At 60.1% G+C, this 18651-nt stretch carries 16 protein-coding genes; 7 read left to right on the top strand and 9 right to left on the bottom strand.

Annotated elements, in window-relative coordinates; genetic code table 11:
* Positions 1-86: 86 nt before the first annotated feature.
* The 5 genes from BUC36_RS03165 to BUC36_RS03150 form a co-directional block, all read right to left on the bottom strand.
* Positions 87-1196, bottom strand: coding sequence for a glycosyltransferase family 4 protein (locus BUC36_RS03165; RefSeq protein WP_084535544.1), 1110 nt, complete (start codon positions 1194-1196; stop codon positions 87-89).
* A gap of 160 nt (positions 1197-1356) precedes the next feature.
* On the bottom strand, positions 1357-1950 hold the full coding sequence (locus tag BUC36_RS03160) for an acyloxyacyl hydrolase (RefSeq protein WP_073271356.1): 594 nt from the start codon (positions 1948-1950) through the stop codon (positions 1357-1359).
* Positions 1951-2048: 98 nt separating this feature from the next.
* Positions 2049-3203 carry a sigma-70 family RNA polymerase sigma factor gene (locus tag BUC36_RS03155; RefSeq protein ID WP_073271354.1) on the bottom strand — a complete coding sequence of 385 codons (1155 nt, stop codon included), beginning with the start codon at positions 3201-3203 and terminating at the stop codon, positions 2049-2051.
* Complete coding sequence (locus tag BUC36_RS18705) at positions 3161-3625, bottom strand: hypothetical protein (protein ID WP_143186867.1); 465 nt, start codon at positions 3623-3625, stop codon at positions 3161-3163. Before BUC36_RS18705 ends, BUC36_RS03155 begins: the two co-directional genes overlap by 43 nt.
* 97 nt (positions 3626-3722) lie before the next feature.
* Positions 3723-4145, bottom strand: coding sequence for a hypothetical protein (locus tag BUC36_RS03150; RefSeq protein ID WP_073271352.1), 423 nt, complete (start codon positions 4143-4145; stop codon positions 3723-3725).
* Between the two features lie 155 nt (positions 4146-4300).
* Here BUC36_RS03150 and BUC36_RS03145 point away from each other — a divergent pair, with 155 nt between their 5' ends.
* Positions 4301-4624, top strand: coding sequence for a hypothetical protein (locus BUC36_RS03145; RefSeq protein ID WP_073271350.1), 324 nt, complete (start codon positions 4301-4303; stop codon positions 4622-4624).
* 95 nt (positions 4625-4719) lie between these two features.
* Here the strand turns inward: BUC36_RS03145 and BUC36_RS03140 are convergent, their stop codons facing one another.
* The 4 genes from BUC36_RS03140 to BUC36_RS03125 form a co-directional block, all read right to left on the bottom strand.
* Entirely contained in the window at positions 4720-5478 is a 759-nt protein-coding gene (locus BUC36_RS03140; RefSeq protein WP_073271346.1) for a YciK family oxidoreductase, read from the bottom strand.
* 75 nt (positions 5479-5553) lie between these two features.
* Positions 5554-6216, bottom strand: coding sequence for an HAD family hydrolase (locus tag BUC36_RS03135; RefSeq protein ID WP_084535542.1), 663 nt, complete (start codon positions 6214-6216; stop codon positions 5554-5556).
* A 14-nt stretch (positions 6217-6230) separates the two neighbouring features.
* The gene (ubiG, locus tag BUC36_RS03130) at positions 6231-6932 is read right to left on the bottom strand and encodes a bifunctional 2-polyprenyl-6-hydroxyphenol methylase/3-demethylubiquinol 3-O-methyltransferase UbiG (RefSeq protein ID WP_073271342.1); all 702 of its coding nucleotides are present in this window, start codon (positions 6930-6932) and stop codon (positions 6231-6233) included.
* Between the two features lie 79 nt (positions 6933-7011).
* On the bottom strand, positions 7012-8337 hold the full coding sequence (locus BUC36_RS03125; RefSeq protein WP_073274496.1) for a TRZ/ATZ family hydrolase: 1326 nt from the start codon (positions 8335-8337) through the stop codon (positions 7012-7014).
* A 201-nt stretch (positions 8338-8538) separates the two neighbouring features.
* On the opposite strand from BUC36_RS03125, the gene gyrA reads away from it, so the two are divergent.
* The 6 genes from gyrA (at position 8539) to rpsA (ending at position 18611) form a co-directional block, all read left to right on the top strand.
* Positions 8539-11109 (top strand): DNA gyrase subunit A, encoded by a 2571-nt coding sequence (gyrA, locus tag BUC36_RS03120; protein WP_073271340.1) that lies wholly within the window; start codon positions 8539-8541, stop codon positions 11107-11109.
* A 170-nt stretch (positions 11110-11279) separates the two neighbouring features.
* A complete protein-coding gene (serC, locus tag BUC36_RS03115; RefSeq protein WP_073271339.1) occupies positions 11280-12371 on the top strand; it encodes a 3-phosphoserine/phosphohydroxythreonine transaminase in 1092 nt (363 codons plus the stop codon).
* A 171-nt stretch (positions 12372-12542) separates the two neighbouring features.
* Positions 12543-13646 (top strand): prephenate dehydratase, encoded by a 1104-nt coding sequence (pheA, locus tag BUC36_RS03110; protein WP_073271337.1) that lies wholly within the window; start codon positions 12543-12545, stop codon positions 13644-13646.
* A complete protein-coding gene (locus tag BUC36_RS03105; protein ID WP_073271334.1) occupies positions 13646-15877 on the top strand; it encodes a bifunctional prephenate dehydrogenase/3-phosphoshikimate 1-carboxyvinyltransferase in 2232 nt (743 codons plus the stop codon). Before pheA ends, BUC36_RS03105 begins: the two co-directional genes overlap by 1 nt.
* A gap of 49 nt (positions 15878-15926) precedes the next feature.
* The gene (cmk, locus tag BUC36_RS03100; protein WP_073271332.1) at positions 15927-16616 is read left to right on the top strand and encodes a (d)CMP kinase; all 690 of its coding nucleotides are present in this window, start codon (positions 15927-15929) and stop codon (positions 16614-16616) included.
* A gap of 315 nt (positions 16617-16931) precedes the next feature.
* Complete coding sequence (gene rpsA / locus BUC36_RS03095; protein ID WP_073271330.1) at positions 16932-18611, top strand: 30S ribosomal protein S1; 1680 nt, start codon at positions 16932-16934, stop codon at positions 18609-18611.
* Positions 18612-18651: the final 40 nt, after the last annotated feature.

Genomic DNA, 18651 nt, shown 5'->3' with positions numbered 1-18651 from the left:
CTTCTATCAATCCGATCTGATGCTGTTAATGCGCAGCCGCCATCGATACCGGTTTTCGCGCTAAAGTATTTTTCGGAAAGACGCCATCAGGGCTGCAGTTTTTGGTAGACCTGCCAGGTCGAGCGGGCCATCTGTTCCAGCGTCAGTTCGTTTGCCGCACGTGCGAACACGGGTGCGAAGTCACACAGTAACTTGTTCCCATCCCGAAGGGCGAACGCCAGTTTCTCTGCCAGGTGCTCTGGCTCGAGATTATTCAGCAGGTAGTCGGGCGGAATATATTCCTCGGCGTATGTACTGTGGGCAGAGGCGACCGGGCAGCGGTTCAGCAAGGCCTCAATCAATGTGTAGAGCGTGGTTTCGCCGGGCGACGGAATCAGTAAAAGATCGGCAGCGCGGATAAATGCCGCAATCTCATCGGTATAACCGACAAAATTGACACGATCAGTGAGGCCAAGTTTTTCGCTGAGGCGCTTCAATTCCACCTTGTCTGGCCCGTCGCCGATTACCGTCAGATGAATCTCCGGCAGTTTTGCCAGTGCTCCCAGCAGTGCATCCATGCCTTTTAGCCGCAGTAGGCGTGTCGCGACCAGAATGCGGGGGGCGGCATGCAACCGGACTTCCGGCGACGCCTCACTATCCTTTGCGGAGACATCGACTCCATTGGGAATGATATTCCAGTCCAGCCGCGAGTTGGCGACAGTTGAGCGGCTGACAGCGATACGCGCCGAAAAGGCGCTGGCCAGCTTGTCCCGCGGGTGGCGGACATTGTGGCGGGTGATGACCTGCTGTGCCTCGGTATATTTCTGTACCGCGGCGAGTAGTTGCGCAGACTTGCTGCCGTGTCCATGGGCGATCTGGTATTCGCCGGCACGGATATGGTTGGCGAGGCGCCACACCAGCGTCGGGTGATGGCGGCTGCGATCGGTATTGAGCGGGATGAACTTTACCCGTTCGTGCAGCGTGTACCGATATCGCGGATGTGCGATGACGGAGATCCGGGCGTCGGTATTGAGCGCCTGCCAGCGGGAAAGATCCGCCACATGCTGCTCCATCTCACCGTGTTCGCGACTGGCGACCAGGTGGCAGATGCTGCGTATATCCTGTTCACGCGACTGCTTCATTTCCGCGCGTGAAGACGCGGATGAATAGGCGCTCGACTGGCTGTCCGTTTCTGGCGCCGAACGGTTAGCGTCCATATAACCCCCATATTTTTATTGGGGTATATTGTCGTGGGGCTGTTACAGAAATTTGATTGAATTGTGACTGTTTGGCGATGTGGGATATGCCAAAAATGATCGCGCGCGATGGTGTGACTACCGCGAAAAGTCAGGCGATGGGTACTGTACGCACCTGTCGCTAGAAGTTGAAGTGCCCGTTTAGTGATGCGAAATCAAATCCAGGATTCGGCGTGTTGGTATAGGCATTGGAGAAATGACTGTAGCGCAGAGACAGGGTGTATCCGTTGCGCAGGTGATAGCCGCCGGCAAAGTGCAGGGCAAAATTCGGCTTTGTCGTCAGTTCAATGTCGCCGAAGCTTTTGTTGGTCAGGTAGGCTGCGCCGACGCCGACCTCACCAAAAAGTCCGTAGGGATCCCGCTGCGGATACCATCGCAGTAGCGGTTTCAGCTCGAATATATTTTGGTGTTGCTGCTCGCCGCGGTAATCGAGGCGCATGCGCGAATAGCTGCCCTGCGCCCACCACTGCCAATAGCCGGGTCCGCCCTGAAAATCCGAAAATAGATACGAGTAATTGAGGCCAACCATTTCTGCTGCAGAAATGGATTTCTGCTGGATCAGTGCATCACCGAGGCCCTTGCCCGCACTGACAATCAGCTCGTGCTCTGCGCGCGCTGCGGATATGACAAAAAAATTACAGAGAGTCGTCGTGAGGACGAGCAGGGCGGTCCTGACTGCCCTGGAAGCAGGTGCTGCGGCAAAAAATCTGCCCATGACTTATCGCTTAATCCAGTCTTGAATCAGAGGATAAGCCTAGCGGGATATCTGCCGATGACAAGCGCAATTCCTGCGGCCTGTCACCGGCGAGAAGATCAGCGCCACTGTCGCTTGAGTTGGCGCAGTGCGTCCGAGTGCAGCTGGCGCGCGCGCTCCTGGCTCAGTCCGAGCTGTTCGCCGATGACCCGGAAAGAGCAGTCGCGATCAGAGAGGAGGCCGTAGCGCAGGTTCAGTACCGTTCGCTGGCGCGCTGGCAGGCGCGCTACCGCTTCACGCAGCCGCTGGGCCAGCTCCTGGTTGGTGACCAGTTCATCGGTGTTGTAGAGCTCATCCGCCGGCGCATAATCCAGTCGCGTGCTGCTCTGGTCGTCTGCTACGGGGTCGTCCAGTGAACCAGTGGGCCCCGGCAGCTTCAACAGGCTTTGAATACGCTCCAGATCCAGGCCGGTGTGCTTCGCCAGGTTTTCGTCGGAGGCGGGTAGCCCGTCTGCGCGCACGTCACCGATGGCGCGATAAATTGCGCGCAGGTCGTCCTGCACATTGGCAGGCTGGCGCACCAGATCCTCGTTACGCCGCAGCGCCAGCTGAATCTCCTGCTGTATCCACCAGTAGGCGTAGGTGGAAAAACGGTAGCCCATTTGCGGCTTGAAGCGCTCTATGGCCTTCATCAATCCCACGTTGCCTTCCTGAATCAGATCAATGAAAGGTACCGAGGGATTGCGGAAGCGCTTGGCAATCGCGATGACCAGTCGCAGGTTGCACTGGATCAGTTTCTTGCGCTGCGCCTGAAAGCGGCGCAGCAGGCTCTGCATGGAGCTGCGGTCCCGCCGGGGGAGTTTGTCCGAGGCGAGTAGCTCTTCGGCGCGGGCGATGATCAGGCCGTGATCGTAAGCCCCGGTACTGCCGCGCTGCTCCACGCCCTCGCTGCGCAACTCGACCAGTTCGACGCCGCGTTTCTGCAGGAGCGCAATCAGCTTGTCTTCCAGGTCCCTGAGTAGACAGGTGGTGGTGTGTTCCTCTTCCGGGGTCAGCAATTCCAGCCGATACAGATGCTTGAGATAGTTCTGCATCGGCGTGCTGCCGCTTTCCGCCATCGGCTCTTCCGCTGCCGGTGCTTCGGGGGCGTCTGGTTCAGTACCGCTGGCACTGGCGCGCCCGGAAGCATCCTCCGCAGGAATTTCACCGGAGAGGGGTTCGTCTGTGTCCTTCAGCCATGCTTCATCCCTTGAGTAAAAATTTTCTCGGGACAAGAGAGTAAACCTTTTGTTGGCTGTGTGAACGGCCCGCGATCGCCCCCTCGACGGGCGGCAGTCACGTGGCGCCTGATTCCTTTTTGAATATAGATGAGGGTGGAAAGCTGCGCCTTACTATCTCTGACTGATGGGTTTTTATTGTTCGCCCAGCCGTCTACAGCGAACGCGGCGCGAGCCGCTTCAGCTGCTGCGCGGCTGTCGAAGGTAAAGTCGATGTATTCGGCCGCTCGCAGGACGCCGATGGCAGCACTGAATGGTTGTAAACCGAGCCGGCGGGGGCTTGGCGTAGAGCTGCCGCGAGTGCGCAGTTCGCTTCCGCGGAACTGCAGCTGGGCCGGCAGACGCAAGCGAATCCAGCGACCAACCAGTTCCAGTGTTGTATCGAGAGCCCGGCTCTGTTTGCGCTTGCCTGTGGCCACCACCGCGCCGCCAGGGCAGCGGTGGCTCTCACCAGTTCAAACTGGGAGGCTTGCGAGTCGATTGCGAGTGTGGCGGCGCGGGACAATATGGGGTGGCTTACCGAACCCGTTTGACACGCAGGCTGCGACCACCTTCTACGGGCTTCATCAGGAAGGAGCCAAACAGCGCGCGCTCTACGGTGACCGTGTCCCCGCTCTTCCAGTTCACGCGGCCGCTGTCGTTCTGGCGCCACACCTGGCCGTTGTCGAGGGTAATCAACAGCTTGCCGTGGGCGGCTTTGTCAATCTGGGTAATGGTCGCCTCGATGGACTCGGGCGCCTCCTCGACGACTTGCTGCTGCTCCTGGCCAAAGTTCGCTTTGGCACGCTGTTCCAGGGAGTCGCTCAGTGCGTCGTAGCATTGCAGGCGTTCGGCATCTGCCTTGATGGTTGAGCAGCCTTTGATTTGGCTGGTTACCGTATCGGCGGTCGCGGTTGCTGCAAGGAGTGAGAATAGGGAAAAGAAAAATACAGTTCGCATATTGTCAGTTTCGCTAGTTAAGTTAGGTGGATTTTGCCTCAGTAGCCGAGCGTCGACAAACGAAAACGTGCAGCATCTCACGTTATTAGCCGGACCAGCGTGGAACAATATCCTGTGCCAATAATCATAAATTCACACTATTCAGGGGTTGGAAAATGAAGAAACTCATTATTCCCGCTATCGTTATCGCCGCTATCGGTGGCTACTTCTATTACCAAAACATGGAGCCGGTGACTTCTGAGGCGGCCATCGCCGAGGAAGTGGAATCCGCAGTGGAAAAAGCCGGTGAGGTGATGGAAGAGGCTGCGGACAAGGCCGTTGTTGCCAGCAACGAAATGATGGAAGTTGAGGGTGATGTTTTCGCCGATGCTCCGGAGCAAATGATGGAAACTGCCGAAGAAGCGGCAGATTCCATGGCTGCCGTCGCGGATGAAGCCGAGGAAATGGTGGAAGAGGAGATCGATCACGCGGAAGAATAATTCGCTGGTCAGCTTCTTCATTGAAAAATACCCGGAAACTTTCCGGGTATTTTTTTACCTTATTCGGCCTGTGTGCGCTTCCGCTATCAGCGGGGCTAATTGCCTTGCGCATTAAATTGTTTGCCGCTCACCCCGCGGCTGTCATCACCCATCAGATACAGGTAGGTAGGCATGATCGCTTCGGGCGCGGTGACGGTTTGCGGGTCCTCGGCGGGATAGGCGGCGGCGCGCATGCTGGTACGCGTGGCGCCGGGATTGATGCTGTTGGCGCGCACATTGGACACGCCGTCCAGTTCATCGGCCAGCACTTGCATCAGGCCTTCGGTGGCAAACTTTGACACGGCATAAGCGCCCCAGTAGGCGCGGCCTTGGCGCCCCACGCTGGAGCTGGTAAACACGACCGAGCCCGCTTCCGATTTTTCCAGCAGTGGCAGCAGGGTTTTGGTCAGACCGAATGCGGCGTTGACGTTTACCTGCATCACCTGCTGCCAGGTGCCGAAATGGTAATTGGCGATGGGGGTGCGCTGGCCGAGCAGACTGGCATTGTGCAGCAGGCCATCCAGGCGCCCGAACTCCTGGTCGACCGCTTCGGCGAAGTGCTCGAAAGTTTCGATGCGCGCTTCGTTCAGGTCCATCGGGAAAATCGCCGGTTGCGGGCCGCCGGCCGCCTCGATTTCGTCGTAGACCATTTCCAGTTTGGGGGTGGTGCGACCCAGCAGTATCACGGTAGCGCCATGGGCGGCAAAAGTTTTGGCCGCAGTCTTGCCGATACCGTCGCCGGCGCCGGTGACCAGAATGACCTTGCCTTTGAGGAGGTCCTGGGGGGCTTTGTAGTTGCCGATAGATTCAGACATAAAAATTCCAATTGATGTCGTGGGGCGGCGCTGTGCGTACCGGCATTGCGGCCGCTTTGCCAGTAGTTTGTCCGCTTAATTCAGGTAGTGTTTCAGCAGCAGCGGCCAGATTTCATGCGCAGTATCCACCAGGTGATCAGCGCCCCAGTTGGCTGGATCATCCCCCTCATCGATATAGCCGTAGCGGCAGGCAATGGTCGGCATGCCCGCGGCGCGGCCGGCAACGATGTCGCGCTCGTGATCGCCGACATATACGGCTTCTTCCGGATTGCAGCCGATCTGGCTGCAGGCAAGCAGCACCGGTTCCGGGTCGGGTTTGCGATTGGTTACGTGATCGGGGCAGATAACCGCGCCCGGCGCCGGCAGGCGGGTGAAAGCCTGCATCAGCGGTACCGTATAGGCTTCCGGTTTGTTGGTGACGATACCCCAGGCGATGTCGTGTGCGGCGAGATTGTCGAGCAAGGTTTCAATGCCGGGGAAGGGTACGGTTTTTTCGGCCAGGTGCGCGAGATACAGGTCCAGCAGTCGCTGCCGCAGCCCCTCAAAGGCCGCATCTCCCTCGTCCTTGCCGAAGCCGAGCGTTACCAGCGCGCGCGCGCCGTTGGACACTACTGAGCGAATGGTTTCGTCGGGCAGGGGCGGCAACAGCTCCTGGTGGCGCAGCTGGTTCAGGACCACGATAAAGTCGGGAGCGGTATCGAAGAGGGTGCCATCCAGATCGAATAAAACAGCTTTCATGTGTATGCAGTCACTTATTCCGGTTTGCTGGCGTGCATCAGGTAGTTCACGTCTACGTCCCGCGGATTCAGTTTGTAACTGCGGCTTAGCGGGTTGTAGGTCATGCCGGTGATGTCGCGAGTATCCAGTCCAGCCTGGCGGATCCAGGTGCCCATTTCTGACGGGCGGATAAATTTGCCGTACTCGTGCGTGCCCTTGGGTAGCAGTCGCAGCACGTATTCTGCGCCGACGACGGCAAGCAGCCAGCCTTTGGCGGTGCGGTTGATGGTGGAGAAAAACAGCTGGCCACCCGGCTTAACCAGTTCCGCGCAAGCGCGGATTACCGAGGCGGGATCGGGTACGTGCTCGAGCATTTCCAGGCAGGTGACAATATCGAAGCTGGCGGGCTGTTGCTGTGCCAGTTCCTCCACGGCAATGCGTCGATATTCCACGTTGACGCCGCTCTCAAGCGCGTGCAGCTTGGCGACGTTCAGCGGCGCCTCGCCCATATCGATGCCGGTCACTTCGGCACCGCGCTGCGCCATGGCTTCGGTCAGGATTCCGCCACCGCAGCCCACATCGAGTAACTTCTTGCCGGCGACCGGTGCCCGCTGGTCGATGTAGTTGGCGCGCAGGGGGTTAATTTCGTGCAGCGGCTTGAACTCGCCCTCGCGGTCCCACCAGCGGCTGGCGAGCTGTTCAAACTTGGCGATTTCCGCCGGATCGACATTGCTCATGTGTTTTTCCGTTACTACATTCGCTTCCTGCCCGAGCTCGGGAAGCTGAGGGCGGCACTGCTGCCGGGAGTTGTTGCCATTACTCAGAATGGCCGGCGATTCTAGCACGCCAGTGCTGGGCCCGCTGAATCACCTCCGCTTCATTGAGTGTCTGCAGCTTGCGGCTTTTCAGCAGCTGTCTGCCGGCGACCCAGACGTCGCTAACATTGTGCCCGCCGCCGGTGTAGATCAGTTGCGAGATCGGGTCGTGCAGTGGTTGCTGCTCGAGCCCGCCGAGATCGACAGCGGTGAGGTCGGCACTCTTGCCCACCTCGAGACTACCGGTAATTTCGTCGATACCCAGTGCGCGGGCGCCGTTGATCGTCGCCATGGCCAGTGTCTGGTGGGCGGGCAGGGCGGCGGCATTTCCGCTGATCGCCTTGGCAAGCAGGGCGGCGGTATTGGCCTCGGCGAACAGGTCCAGGCTGTTGTTGCTGGCGGCACCGTCCGTACCCAGGGACACGTTCACGCCGGCATCCAGCAGTCTGGCGGCCGGACAGAAGCCGGATGCCAACTTTAGGTTGGACTTGGGGCAGTGGGCGACATGGGCGCCGCTTTGCTGCAGCAGCTCTATATCGCGCTCGTTTACCTCGGTCATGTGCACGCACAGGGTCTGCGGGCCTAGCAGGCCCAGTCGCTGTAGTCGCTCGGTAGGGCGTTCACCGCTTTCGGCGAGGGCGCGTTCAACCTCTCCGCTGGTCTCATGCAGGTGCATCTGCACCGGAACCTGGGCTTCGGCGGCGTAGACCGCAATCTTTTCCAGGGTGGCATCGCCGACCGTGTAGGGCGCGTGGGGAGCGAACACTACCTCGACGCGCTCGTGGGCGCGGTAGTCGTCCCGCAGTGCCAGACCCTTCTGCAATGCCTCGTCGCCGTTGCGGCTCCAGGGGGTGGGGAAGTCGATCACAGGGAAGGCGATCTGGGCGCGCATGCCGGATTCCCTGGCGACCTGGGCGGTGGCTTCGGGAAAAAAGTATTGATCGGAGAATGTCGTAGTGCCGGAACGCAGCATTTCCGCGGCGGCCAGGCGGCTGCCATCTGTGGCAAATTCCGGGCTCACCCATTTCTTCTCTGTCGGCCAGATATGCTGCTCCAGCCACTCCATCAGCGGGCGATCATCGGCGATGCCGCGCAGCAGCGTCATCGCCGCGTGATTGTGGGTGTTGATCAGCCCCGGAATCAGTGCGTGCTGGTCGAGATGAACTTCCTCGCGCGGCGCGAAACGTGCGGCCGCCTCGGCAGCTGGAACCAGGGCGACGATCCTGCCATCGTCGATGGCGAGCGCACAATTTCTGTACACTTTTTGTGCGGGTACGACCGGAATTATCCAGCGCGCGCGTATCAGTTTGTCGATGACTTGGGGCATGGAGGTGGCTTGGCGGCTGTTTGCGAAGCGGTAGACTTTAGCGGTGGAGCACTCCGCCGGCAACTGGCGGCCCTGGCGGGAGTGGATCCAGTGTTTGCGGCATATAAGGACACCATCCTCTGGCGCCAAACTGTGGTAGAATCGCCCGCTTATCCGGGCACCGTACTAACGCCCGCGCTATAAAAAGGAACGCCATAAGCCATGGGCGAATTAGCCAAAGAAATCTCTCCGATCAATATCGAAGAAGAACTCAAGCAGTCCTATCTGGACTATGCGATGAGTGTGATTGTGGGCCGCGCGCTGCCGGATGTACGCGATGGCCTGAAGCCGGTGCACCGGCGCGTGCTTTTCGCGATGAACGAACTGAAGAACGACTGGAACAAGCCGTACAAAAAATCGGCACGTGTCGTTGGTGACGTAATCGGTAAATACCACCCGCATGGCGATACCGCGGTCTACGACACCATCGTGCGTATGGCCCAGCCTTTCTCGCTGCGCTACATGCTGGTGGATGGCCAGGGCAACTTCGGTTCCATCGATGGCGACAGCCCGGCGGCGATGCGTTACACCGAGATCCGCATGGACAAGCTGGCCCATGAACTGCTGTCCGATCTCGACAAGGAAACCGTCAACTTTATCGACAACTACGACGGTTCCGAGCAGATGCCGGAAGTGCTGCCGTCGCGGGTGCCGAACCTGCTGGTAAACGGCTCCTCCGGTATTGCCGTGGGTATGGCCACCAATATCCCCCCGCACAACATGAGTGAAGTGGTGCGGGCCTGCCTGGCGCTAATCGACAATCCAGAGCTGTCTGTCGACGACCTGATGGAATATATCCCGGGGCCTGACTTCCCCACCGGGGCCACCATCAACGGCCGCGCCGGTATCCTGCTGGCCTACCGCACCGGTCGCGGGCGCATCTATGTGCGCGCCAAGGCGGAGGTGCTGCGCGATGACAAGGCCAATAAAGAGACCATCGTCATTCATGAGATTCCCTACCAGCTGAACAAGGCGCGCCTGATCGAGCGCATCGCCGAGCTGGTCAAGGACAAGAAGATCGAGGGTATCTCCGAGCTGCGCGATGAATCCGATAAGGATGGCCTGCGCGTAGTCATCGAGCTCAAGCGCGGTGAGCTGGGCGATGTGGTCCTGAACAACCTCTACTCCCAGACCCAGCTGGAGAGTGTGTTCGGCATCAATATGGTGGCGCTGGTGGACGGCCAGCCCAAGGTGCTGAACCTGAAGCAGCTGCTCGAATACTTTATCCGCCACCGCCAGGAAGTGGTCACCCGCCGCACTGTCTACCTGCTGCGCAAGGCACGTGAGCGCGGACATATCCTCGAAGGCCTGGCGATAGCGATTTCCAATATCGATCCCGTGATCGAGCTGATCAAGTCCTCCGCCACTCCGGCGGATGCGCGCGAGGCACTGCTGGCCAAGGGCTGGCCGGTCGGCGAGGTGCAGCAGTTCCTCGAGCGCGCCGGCGCCGACGCCTGCCGCCCGGACGACCTGCCGAAGGAATTCGGCCTGCGTGATGGTGCCTATTACCTGTCGCAGGCCCAGGCCCAGGCAATCCTGGAGCTGCGCCTCCACCGCCTGACCGGCATGGAGCACGACAAGCTGCTGGCCGAATACCAGGAGCGCCTGGAGCAGATCGCTGAATACCTGCATATTCTCGGCAGCTTCGAGCGCCTGATGGAAGTGATCCGCGAGGAACTGGAACAGCTCGACAAGGAGTTCGGCGACGAGCGCCGCACCGATATTGTCGCCTCCCGCCAGGACCTGACCGTAGAAGACCTGATCACCCCAGAAGACAAGGTAGTGACCATTTCCCACGGTGGCTACGCCAAGAGCCAGCCGCTGGCGGACTACCAGGCCCAGCGCCGCGGCGGCATGGGCAAGTCTGCAACCCAGGTGAAGGACGAGGACTTCGTCGAGCACCTGCTGATTGCCAACTCCCATGACACCATCCTGTGCTTCTCCAACAGGGGCAAGGTGTACTGGCTCAAGGTCTACGAAGTACCGACCGCCGGCCGAGCTTCCCGCGGTCGCCCGATGGTGAACATGCTGCCGCTTGAGGAAGATGAACGTATATCCAGCATGCTGCCGGTGTCCGAGTACGACGAGGACCACTTTATTTTCTTCGCCACCGCCAACGGCACCGTGAAGAAGACCCCGCTGACCGCCTTCGCGCGCCCGCGCAGCGTCGGCCTGCGCGCCATCGAACTGGATGAGGATGATCGCCTGGTGGCCACTGCCATCACCGACGGCGGCCGCGATGTGCTGCTGCTTACCAGCGCTGGTAAGGCGGCGCGCTTTGCGGAAGAGAATGTGCGCTCCATGGGGCGGGTGTCCCGCGGTGTGCGCGGTATCCGCATGGCCGAGGGTGTGTGTGTCATCGCCATGGTGATCCCGGAAGAGGGTGGGTCCGTGATGATGGTGACCGAGAACGGCTACGGCAAGCGCACCGCCACTGCGGATTTCCCCACCAAGGGACGCGGTACTCAGGGTGTCATTGCTATCGCTGAAAGTGAGCGCAATGGCGAGTTGGTCGGTGCCTGCCAGGTCCATCCGGGTGAGGAAATCATGCTGATTTCCGACCAGGGTACACTGGTGCGGACCCGTGTCGACGAAGTTTCCATACTTGGTCGCAACACTCAGGGTGTGCGGGTGATCCGACTCAAGACCGGCGAGAAGCTGGTTGGTCTGGCGCGCATCCAGGAGAGTGAGGAAGGCGAAGATGGCGAGCATGACGAGGGTGGGGAGGAGTGATCCCCATCGGCGCTGACAATAAAGGCTGCGAACTTCGCGGCCTTTTTTGACTCTGGCGCGCTAAAACCGCGGCAAAAGCGTGATGCGCTTTGCTCCGAATGGCGGTTTTTGCGTCGGTTTATCTAGTTGAATTTGTAACCATTTCTCTGTGTTCTTGTGGAAGTTGCTTCATGAGGAAATTTAATTTCTGTGCCGGCCCGGCTGCGCTGCCGGAACCTGTTTTGCTACAGGCGCAACAGGAACTGCTCGACTGGCGCGACCTCGGCTGTTCGGTGATGGAGATCAGCCATCGCTCGCCGGAATTTGTCGAGGTGGCCGAGCGCGCCGAACAGGATCTGCGCGACCTGCTCAATATTCCCGACAACTACAAGGTGCTGTTCCTGCAGGGGGGCGCCACGGGTCAATTCAGTGCCGTGCCGTGGAATCTGTTCGGCGCCGGTGGCAGCCGGGAGGAGCGGGTCGCGGACTATATTCATACCGGGCAGTGGGCTGAAAAAGCCATCAAGGAGGCGCGACGCTACGGGCGGGTCAATATAGTGGCCTCCAGTGAAGACCGGAACTTTACTTATGCGCCCGGTCCCGACAGCTGGTGCCAGAACGAGAATGCGGCTTACTTCCATTACACGCCGAATGAAACCATCGGCGGTGTGGAATTTGATTACGTGCCGGAAGTCAGCTGTCCGCTGGTGGCGGACATGTCTTCGAATATCCTGTCGCAGCCGATTCCGGTGGAGAAATTCGGGGTAATTTATGCCGGGGCGCAGAAAAATATCGGCCCCTCCGGTATTGCGGTAGGCGTAGTGCGTGATGATCTGCTGGATCGCACCCTGCCGGAGATTCCGCGTAGCCTCAGCTGGAAGATCGCCGCCGACGCCGGTTCCATGGACAACACGCCGCCCACGTTCGCCTGGTACCTGTCGGGTCTGGTGTTCCGGTGGCTGAAGGAGCAGGGCGGAGTCGAGGCGATGGCGCAACTGGCGGAGAGAAAATCCTCTCTGCTGTATGAGTTTATCGATGGCAGCGATTTTTATTCCAGCCCGGTGGAAAAATCCAGTCGCTCGCGGATGAACGTGCCTTTTGTGCTCGCCGATGAAAGGCTCGACAAAGAGTTTCTGCAGCAGGCCGAAGAGGCGGGCTTGCTGAACCTGAAAGGGCATCGCTCCGTCGGCGGTATGCGTGCATCGCTCTACAACGCGGTGCCTTTAGAGGCGGTCGAGGCGCTGGTGGCCTTTATGGTCGATTTCGAGAAGCGCTGCGGCTGAGCGATTTCGGTTAGGCTTAGTGGCGGCCCCGCCGCCGGTGGACGTCCGGTAAACAACCTTATCGGCAATCGTTTCCCGGACGTCCCCCGACAGCAGGGCCTTCGCATCTGGCTCTGGTACCTTTTCCCGGGTTCTGGATCCAGAGTAATCAGGAAATATGTAGGCAGACGGATGACTGAAGAAACCATCAGCAGTGACCAGCGCCTGCTGGCGCTGCGCGACCGTATCGACGAGATCGATGGCGAGATCGCCCGCATGATCAGTGAGCGGGCCGAGTGCGCGCTGGAAGTCGCGAAAGTTAAAAAAGCGACCGGTGAAGACGCGCTGTATTACCGGCCGGAGCGCGAGGCGCAGGTGTTGCGCCGGGCCATGGAGCGTAACAAGGGGCCGCTTACCGATGAGGAAATGGCGCGGTTGTTCCGCGAAATCATGTCAGCCTGTCTGGCCCTGGAAGAACCGGTCAAGGTCGCGTATCTCGGACCCGAGGGCACTTTTACGCAGCAGGCTACGCTGAAGCATTTCGGCCATTCGGCGCAGAGCCGTCCGCTGGCGGCGATCGATGAAGTGTTTCGTGAGGTAGAAGCCGGCGCGGTTAGTTACGGCGTGGTGCCGGTGGAGAATTCCACCGAGGGTGTAATCAACCACACGCTTGATAACTTTATGACATCAAACCTCAGGATCTGCGGTGAGGTGGAGCTGCGTATACACCATCACCTGATGATTTCCGATATCACCCGTCCGGACGCGATCACCCGCATTTACTCGCACGCGCAGAGTCTGGCGCAGTGCCGCAAGTGGCTGGATTCCCATTACCCGAATGTGGAGCGGGTGGCGGTGGCCAGCAATGCCGAGGCGGCCAAGCGGGTGAAAGGGGAGTGGAATGCCGCGGCAATCGCCGGCGATATGGCCGCTGAACTCTACGGCCTGAAGGTATTGGCGGAGAAAATCGAGGACCGTCCCGACAACTCCACCCGTTTCTTGATAATCGGCTCGCAGGCAGTGCCGGCCAGCGGCGACGACAAGACGTCGCTGATGGTGTCGATGCGCAACGAGCCGGGCGCCCTGCACGACCTGCTCGAGCCTTTCCGGCGCCACAATGTCGACTTGACGCGGGTGGAAACCCGGCCCTCGCAATCCGGCAACTGGACTTATGTGTTTTTTATCGACTTCAAGGGTCACCGCGATACCGCGGAAATTGCCGCGGCGCTGACAGAAGTCGGAGCCTGCGCATCGGATCTCAAGGTGCTCGGCTCCTATCCGCGCGGAGTGCTCTGATGGGGCGACCGCTTATCGGCCGCCTGGTGGTTGTTGGCATCGGTTTGATCGGGGGCAGTCTGGCGCTGTCCCTGAAAGCGGCCGGTGCCTGTCGCGAGGTGGTTGGCGTTGCCCGCCGTCCGCGCACCTGTGAGCAGGCCGTTGAACTCGGCATAGTGGATCGCGCGGTGACAGATCTCGGCGAACTGCTACCCGAGCTGGACGCCGGAGATGTGATTTTTATCGCGGTGCCGACGCTTGCGGTGGAGCAGGTGTTTGCCGAGTTGCGCGGCCGGCTGCCCGCAGGTGTCACCGTAACCGACGGCGCCAGTGTCAAAGGCAGTGTGATCGCCGCGGCGGAAAGGGTTTGGGGGCGGGTGCCGGAATTTCTGGTACCCGGTCATCCGATAGCCGGCTCGGAAAGGAGCGGCGTGACGGCAGCGCGAGACGATCTCTACATTGCCCATCGCATTATCCTGACGCCACTGAAAAATACCGCTGCGGATCATCTGCAACGCGTGGTGCAGATGTGGCAGGCGACGGGTGCGGAAGTCCTGAATATGCCGGTGGCTGAGCACGACGAAGTGCTCGCCGCCACCAGTCACCTGCCGCACGTGATTGCCTTCGGCCTGGTGGATACCCTCGCGCATGATGCCGAGAACGAAAATATCTTCCGCTACGCCGCCGGCGGCTTCCGCGATTTTACCCGTATCGCGTCCAGTGATCCGGTTATGTGGCGGGACATTATGCTCGCAAATCGCGATGCAATTCTGCAGGCGATCGATCTATATAGCGCTAATCTGTCTTCGCTGCGCGCAGCCATTGCGGCCGGTGACAGCGAGCGCCTGATGGGCGTCTTCACCCGGGCCAAGGCGGCGCGGGATCACTTTACAAAATTGTTGGCCAGAAAAGCGTATACAGAGCCTATGCAAGCACAGGAAGTTACTTTTATTGCACAACCGGGGGGCGCTGTCAGCGGTAGCCTGCGGGTGCCCGGCGACAAATCCATGTCCCACCGGTCCATTATGTTGGGGTCCCTGGCCGAAGGCGTCACCGAGGTGGAGGGCTTTCTCGAGGGTGAGGACGCGCTCGCGACCCTGCAGGCGTTTCGCGATATGGGTGTTGTTATCGAAGGGCCGGTGGACGGTCGTGTGGTGATTCACGGCGTGGGACTGCACGGGCTGCAGGCGCCGCCGGGGCCTTTGTACCTGGGCAATTCCGGCACCTCGATGCGCCTGCTGGCGGGCTTGCTGGCCGGGCAGGCGTTCGATGTCACGCTGACCGGTGACGAGTCCCTGTCCAGGCGCCCGATGAACCGTGTCGCCGACCCGCTGCGCGAGATGGGCGCGGTTATCGAAACCGGCCCGGAGGGGCGCCCACCCCTGGTGGTGAAGGGTGGACGTACACTGCACGGTATCGATTATCTGTTGCCGATGGCCAGTGCCCAGGTGAAATCCTGCGTGTTGCTCGCCGGCCTCTACGCCGATGGCGAGACCAGTACTACTGAACCCGCGCCCACCCGCGATCACACCGAGCGCATGTTGCAGGGATTTGGCTACGAGGTGCAGCGTAGCGGCGCCCGCGCGATGCTCAGCGGCGGCGGCAAGCTGGTCGCGTGCAAAATCGATGTGCCGGCGGATATATCCTCGGCCACTTTCTTTATGGTGGCCGCGGCAATCGCGCCGGGGTCCGACGTGCTGCTCGAGCACGTGGGTATCAATCCGACCCGCGACGGCGTGATCAATATCCTGCGCGCGATGGGAGCGGACATAGAGCTGCTGAACCGGCGTGAAGTCGGCGGTGAGCCAGTGGCGGATATCCGCGTGCGCTACGCGCCCCTGAAGGGTATTCGCATCCCCGAAGACCAGGTGCCGCTGGCGATTGATGAATTTCCGGCGCTGTTTGTCGCTGCTGCCTGTGCCGAGGGGGAGACGGTATTGACCGGTGCCGAGGAGTTGCGAGTCAAGGAGAGCGACCGCATCCAGGCGATGGCGGATGGGCTGCGCATTCTTGGTGTCAATGCCGAGCCAACACCGGACGGTATCGTCATTCAGGGGGCGGGGGAAGATACGGCCTTTGGTGGTGGCACCGTGGACAGTCTCGGCGATCACCGCATTGCGATGTCCTTTGCCGTGGCATCTCTGCGCGCGCGCGATACCATACGCATTTTGCACTGCGCCAATGTGGCGACTTCGTTCCCGAACTTTGCCGAGTTGGCGAAGCGGGCTGGCCTGAAGTTGCAGCTGGCGTAGCGCACTGTATTGAGCGGGGCGCTTGCGGCATCCCGAAAGTAAGGATCTTATGAGTGAAGTAAACAATCCGTCGCCGGTCATTACCATCGACGGCCCCAGTGGATCGGGTAAGGGCACTATTGCCAGATTGCTGGCCGACAAACTGAACTACGCCCTGTTGGACTCCGGTGCCCTCTACCGGCTGACGGCCCTGTCGGCACTGAACCGCGAGGCCGATCTGACCGACGAGGCGACCTTGACCGAGATCGCCGCCAACCTGGATATCCGCTTTGAGCTGCGCGATGGGGAGGTGGTATCACTGCTGGAGGGGCAGGACGTCAGTCACGATATCCGCCTGGAACGGGTCAGTATGGCGGCGTCCAAGGTGGCCGCAATGCCCGGTGTGCGTGCCGCGCTATTACAGCGCCAGCGGGACTTCCGTCAGGCCCCGGGGCTGGTCGCCGACGGGCGCGACATGGGCACCACCGTGTTCCCCGACGCGCCGGTCAAAATCTTTTTGACCGCCAGCGCCGAGGAGCGCGCCAGGCGGCGCTTCGAGCAGTTGCGGGAGAAGGGGGTTTCTGTTAGCCTCCGCGACCTGCTGGAGGACATCCGCGCCCGCGACGCGCGCGATATGAACCGCGCCACGTCCCCCCTGGCTCCCGCCGAAGACGCGGTTGAGCTGGATAGTACCGGGGTGGATATCGACGGCGTCCTGCAGATAGTGCTGCAGCTGGTGCGCGACCGCATCCGCGCTTAGCCTGCACCGGCACTTGCTTGAACAACGCAGCGGCACAGGGCTGTGCCGCCATTGGCGCAGCCAATGCGAGCGACAGAAAACCCAGCGGGTCCGCGCACCTGCGCCAGGTTTTCTGCCGCGACCAAGCTCGATCGCCGGGAGCGATCGAGCTTGATAAGGTAAATAGTTTTTAAACGACAGCGGCCGGGATCAGCCAGAATCGCCCGGCCGTTGTCGTAATCCGACCCGCGTGCTGGCAGCGCGGTGGGGTCACGGCTGGCGGTTGACTAAACTGAATAGTTACCAACGGCTGGGCCCATCTATATAGGTAATGTAATGAGCGAGAGCTTTGCTGATTTATTTGAAGAGAGCCTGAAAAGCGTAGAGATGGCACCGGGTTCCATCGTGACCGGTGTTGTGATCGACGTGGACAAAGACTGGGTTACCGTACACGCGGGCCTGAAGTCTGAAGGCGTTATCCCTGCTGCGCAGTTCGCCAACGACAAAGGTGAAATTGAGCTGCAGGTGGGCGACGAAGTACAGGTTGCCCTGGAAGCGGTAGAAGACGGTTTCGGTGAAACCCGTCTGTCCCGTGAAAAAGCCAAGCGCGCTGAAGCCTGGAAGATCCTCGACGCGGCCCACGCTGCTGACGAGGTGGTTAAAGGTGTTATCAGCGGCAAGGTTAAAGGTGGCTTCACTGTCGACGTTGCCAACATCCGCGCGTTCCTGCCCGGCTCTCTGGTAGACGTACGTCCGGTTCGCGATACCGCGCACCTGGAAGGCAAAGAGCTCGAATTCAAGGTCATCAAGCTGGACGCCAAGCGCAACAACGTTGTGGTATCCCGCCGCGCCGTTATGGAAGCTGCGACTTCCGAAGAGCGCGAAGCACTGCTGGCCAGCCTGCAGGAAGGCATGAGCATCAAGGGTATCGTCAAGAACCTGACCGACTACGGTGCCTTCGTGGACCTGGGCGGTATCGACGGCCTGCTGCACATCACCGATATGGCCTGGAAGCGTATCAAGCATCCGAGCGAGATCGTGAACGTTGGCGACGAGATCGAAGTCAAGGTACTGAAGTTCGACCGCGAGCGCAGCCGTGTATCCCTGGGCCTGAAGCAACTGGGCGAAGATCCGTGGGTATCCATCAAGCAGCGTTACCCGGAAAACAGCCGCGTGAAGGCGGTTGTGACCAACCTGACCGACTACGGCTGTTTTGCCGAGCTGGAAGAGGGCGTCGAAGGTCTGGTTCACGTTTCCGAAATGGACTGGACCAACAAGAACATCCACCCGTCCAAAGTTGTCAACGTTGGCGACGAGGTAGAGGTGATGATTCTGGACATCGACGAAGAGCGTCGCCGTATCTCCCTGGGTATCAAGCAGTGCCAGGAAAATCCGTGGGATGCCTTCGCGCGTAAGTTCGCCAAGGGCGACAAGATCTCCGGCAAGATCAAGTCCATCACCGATTTCGGTATCTTCATCGGTCTGGACGGCAGCATCGACGGCCTGGTGCACCTGTCCGACATCTCCTGGAACGAAGCCGGCGAAGAAGCTGTGCGCAAGTTCAAGAAAGGCGATGAAATCGAGACTGTTATCCTGGGTATCGACTCCGACCGCGAGCGCATCTCCCTGGGTATCAAGCAGCTGGAGTCCGATCCGTTCTCTGACTACGTGGCGACCAACGACCGCGGCACCATCGTTACCGGTACCGTGAAAGAAGTTGACGCCAAGCAGGCGGTTATTGTCCTGGCGGAAGAAGTGGAAGGCGTACTGCGCGCTTCCGAAATCAGCCGCGACAAGGTCGAAGACGCCCGCAACGTGCTGAAGGAAGGCGAAGAGGTAGAGGCCAAGATCACCAGCGTGGATCGCAAGAACCGCGTGATCAGCCTGTCCATCAAAGCCAAGGATCAGGACGACGAGAAGCAAGCGATCAAGGATCACAGCAAGAAGCAGGCTGAGCAGGTTCAGCCGGCGACTATCGGTGACCTGATCAAGGCGCAGATGAACAACAAAGAGTAATCGGGAACCCCTGAAAAACTACTGCGCGTGCGCCTGACGG

The organism is Microbulbifer donghaiensis (assembly GCF_900129095.1).
Taxonomy (GTDB): domain Bacteria; phylum Pseudomonadota; class Gammaproteobacteria; order Pseudomonadales; family Cellvibrionaceae; genus Microbulbifer; species Microbulbifer donghaiensis.
Note: the sequence above shows the minus strand (reverse complement) of the source record. Positions and strands in the feature narration are given on the sequence as shown.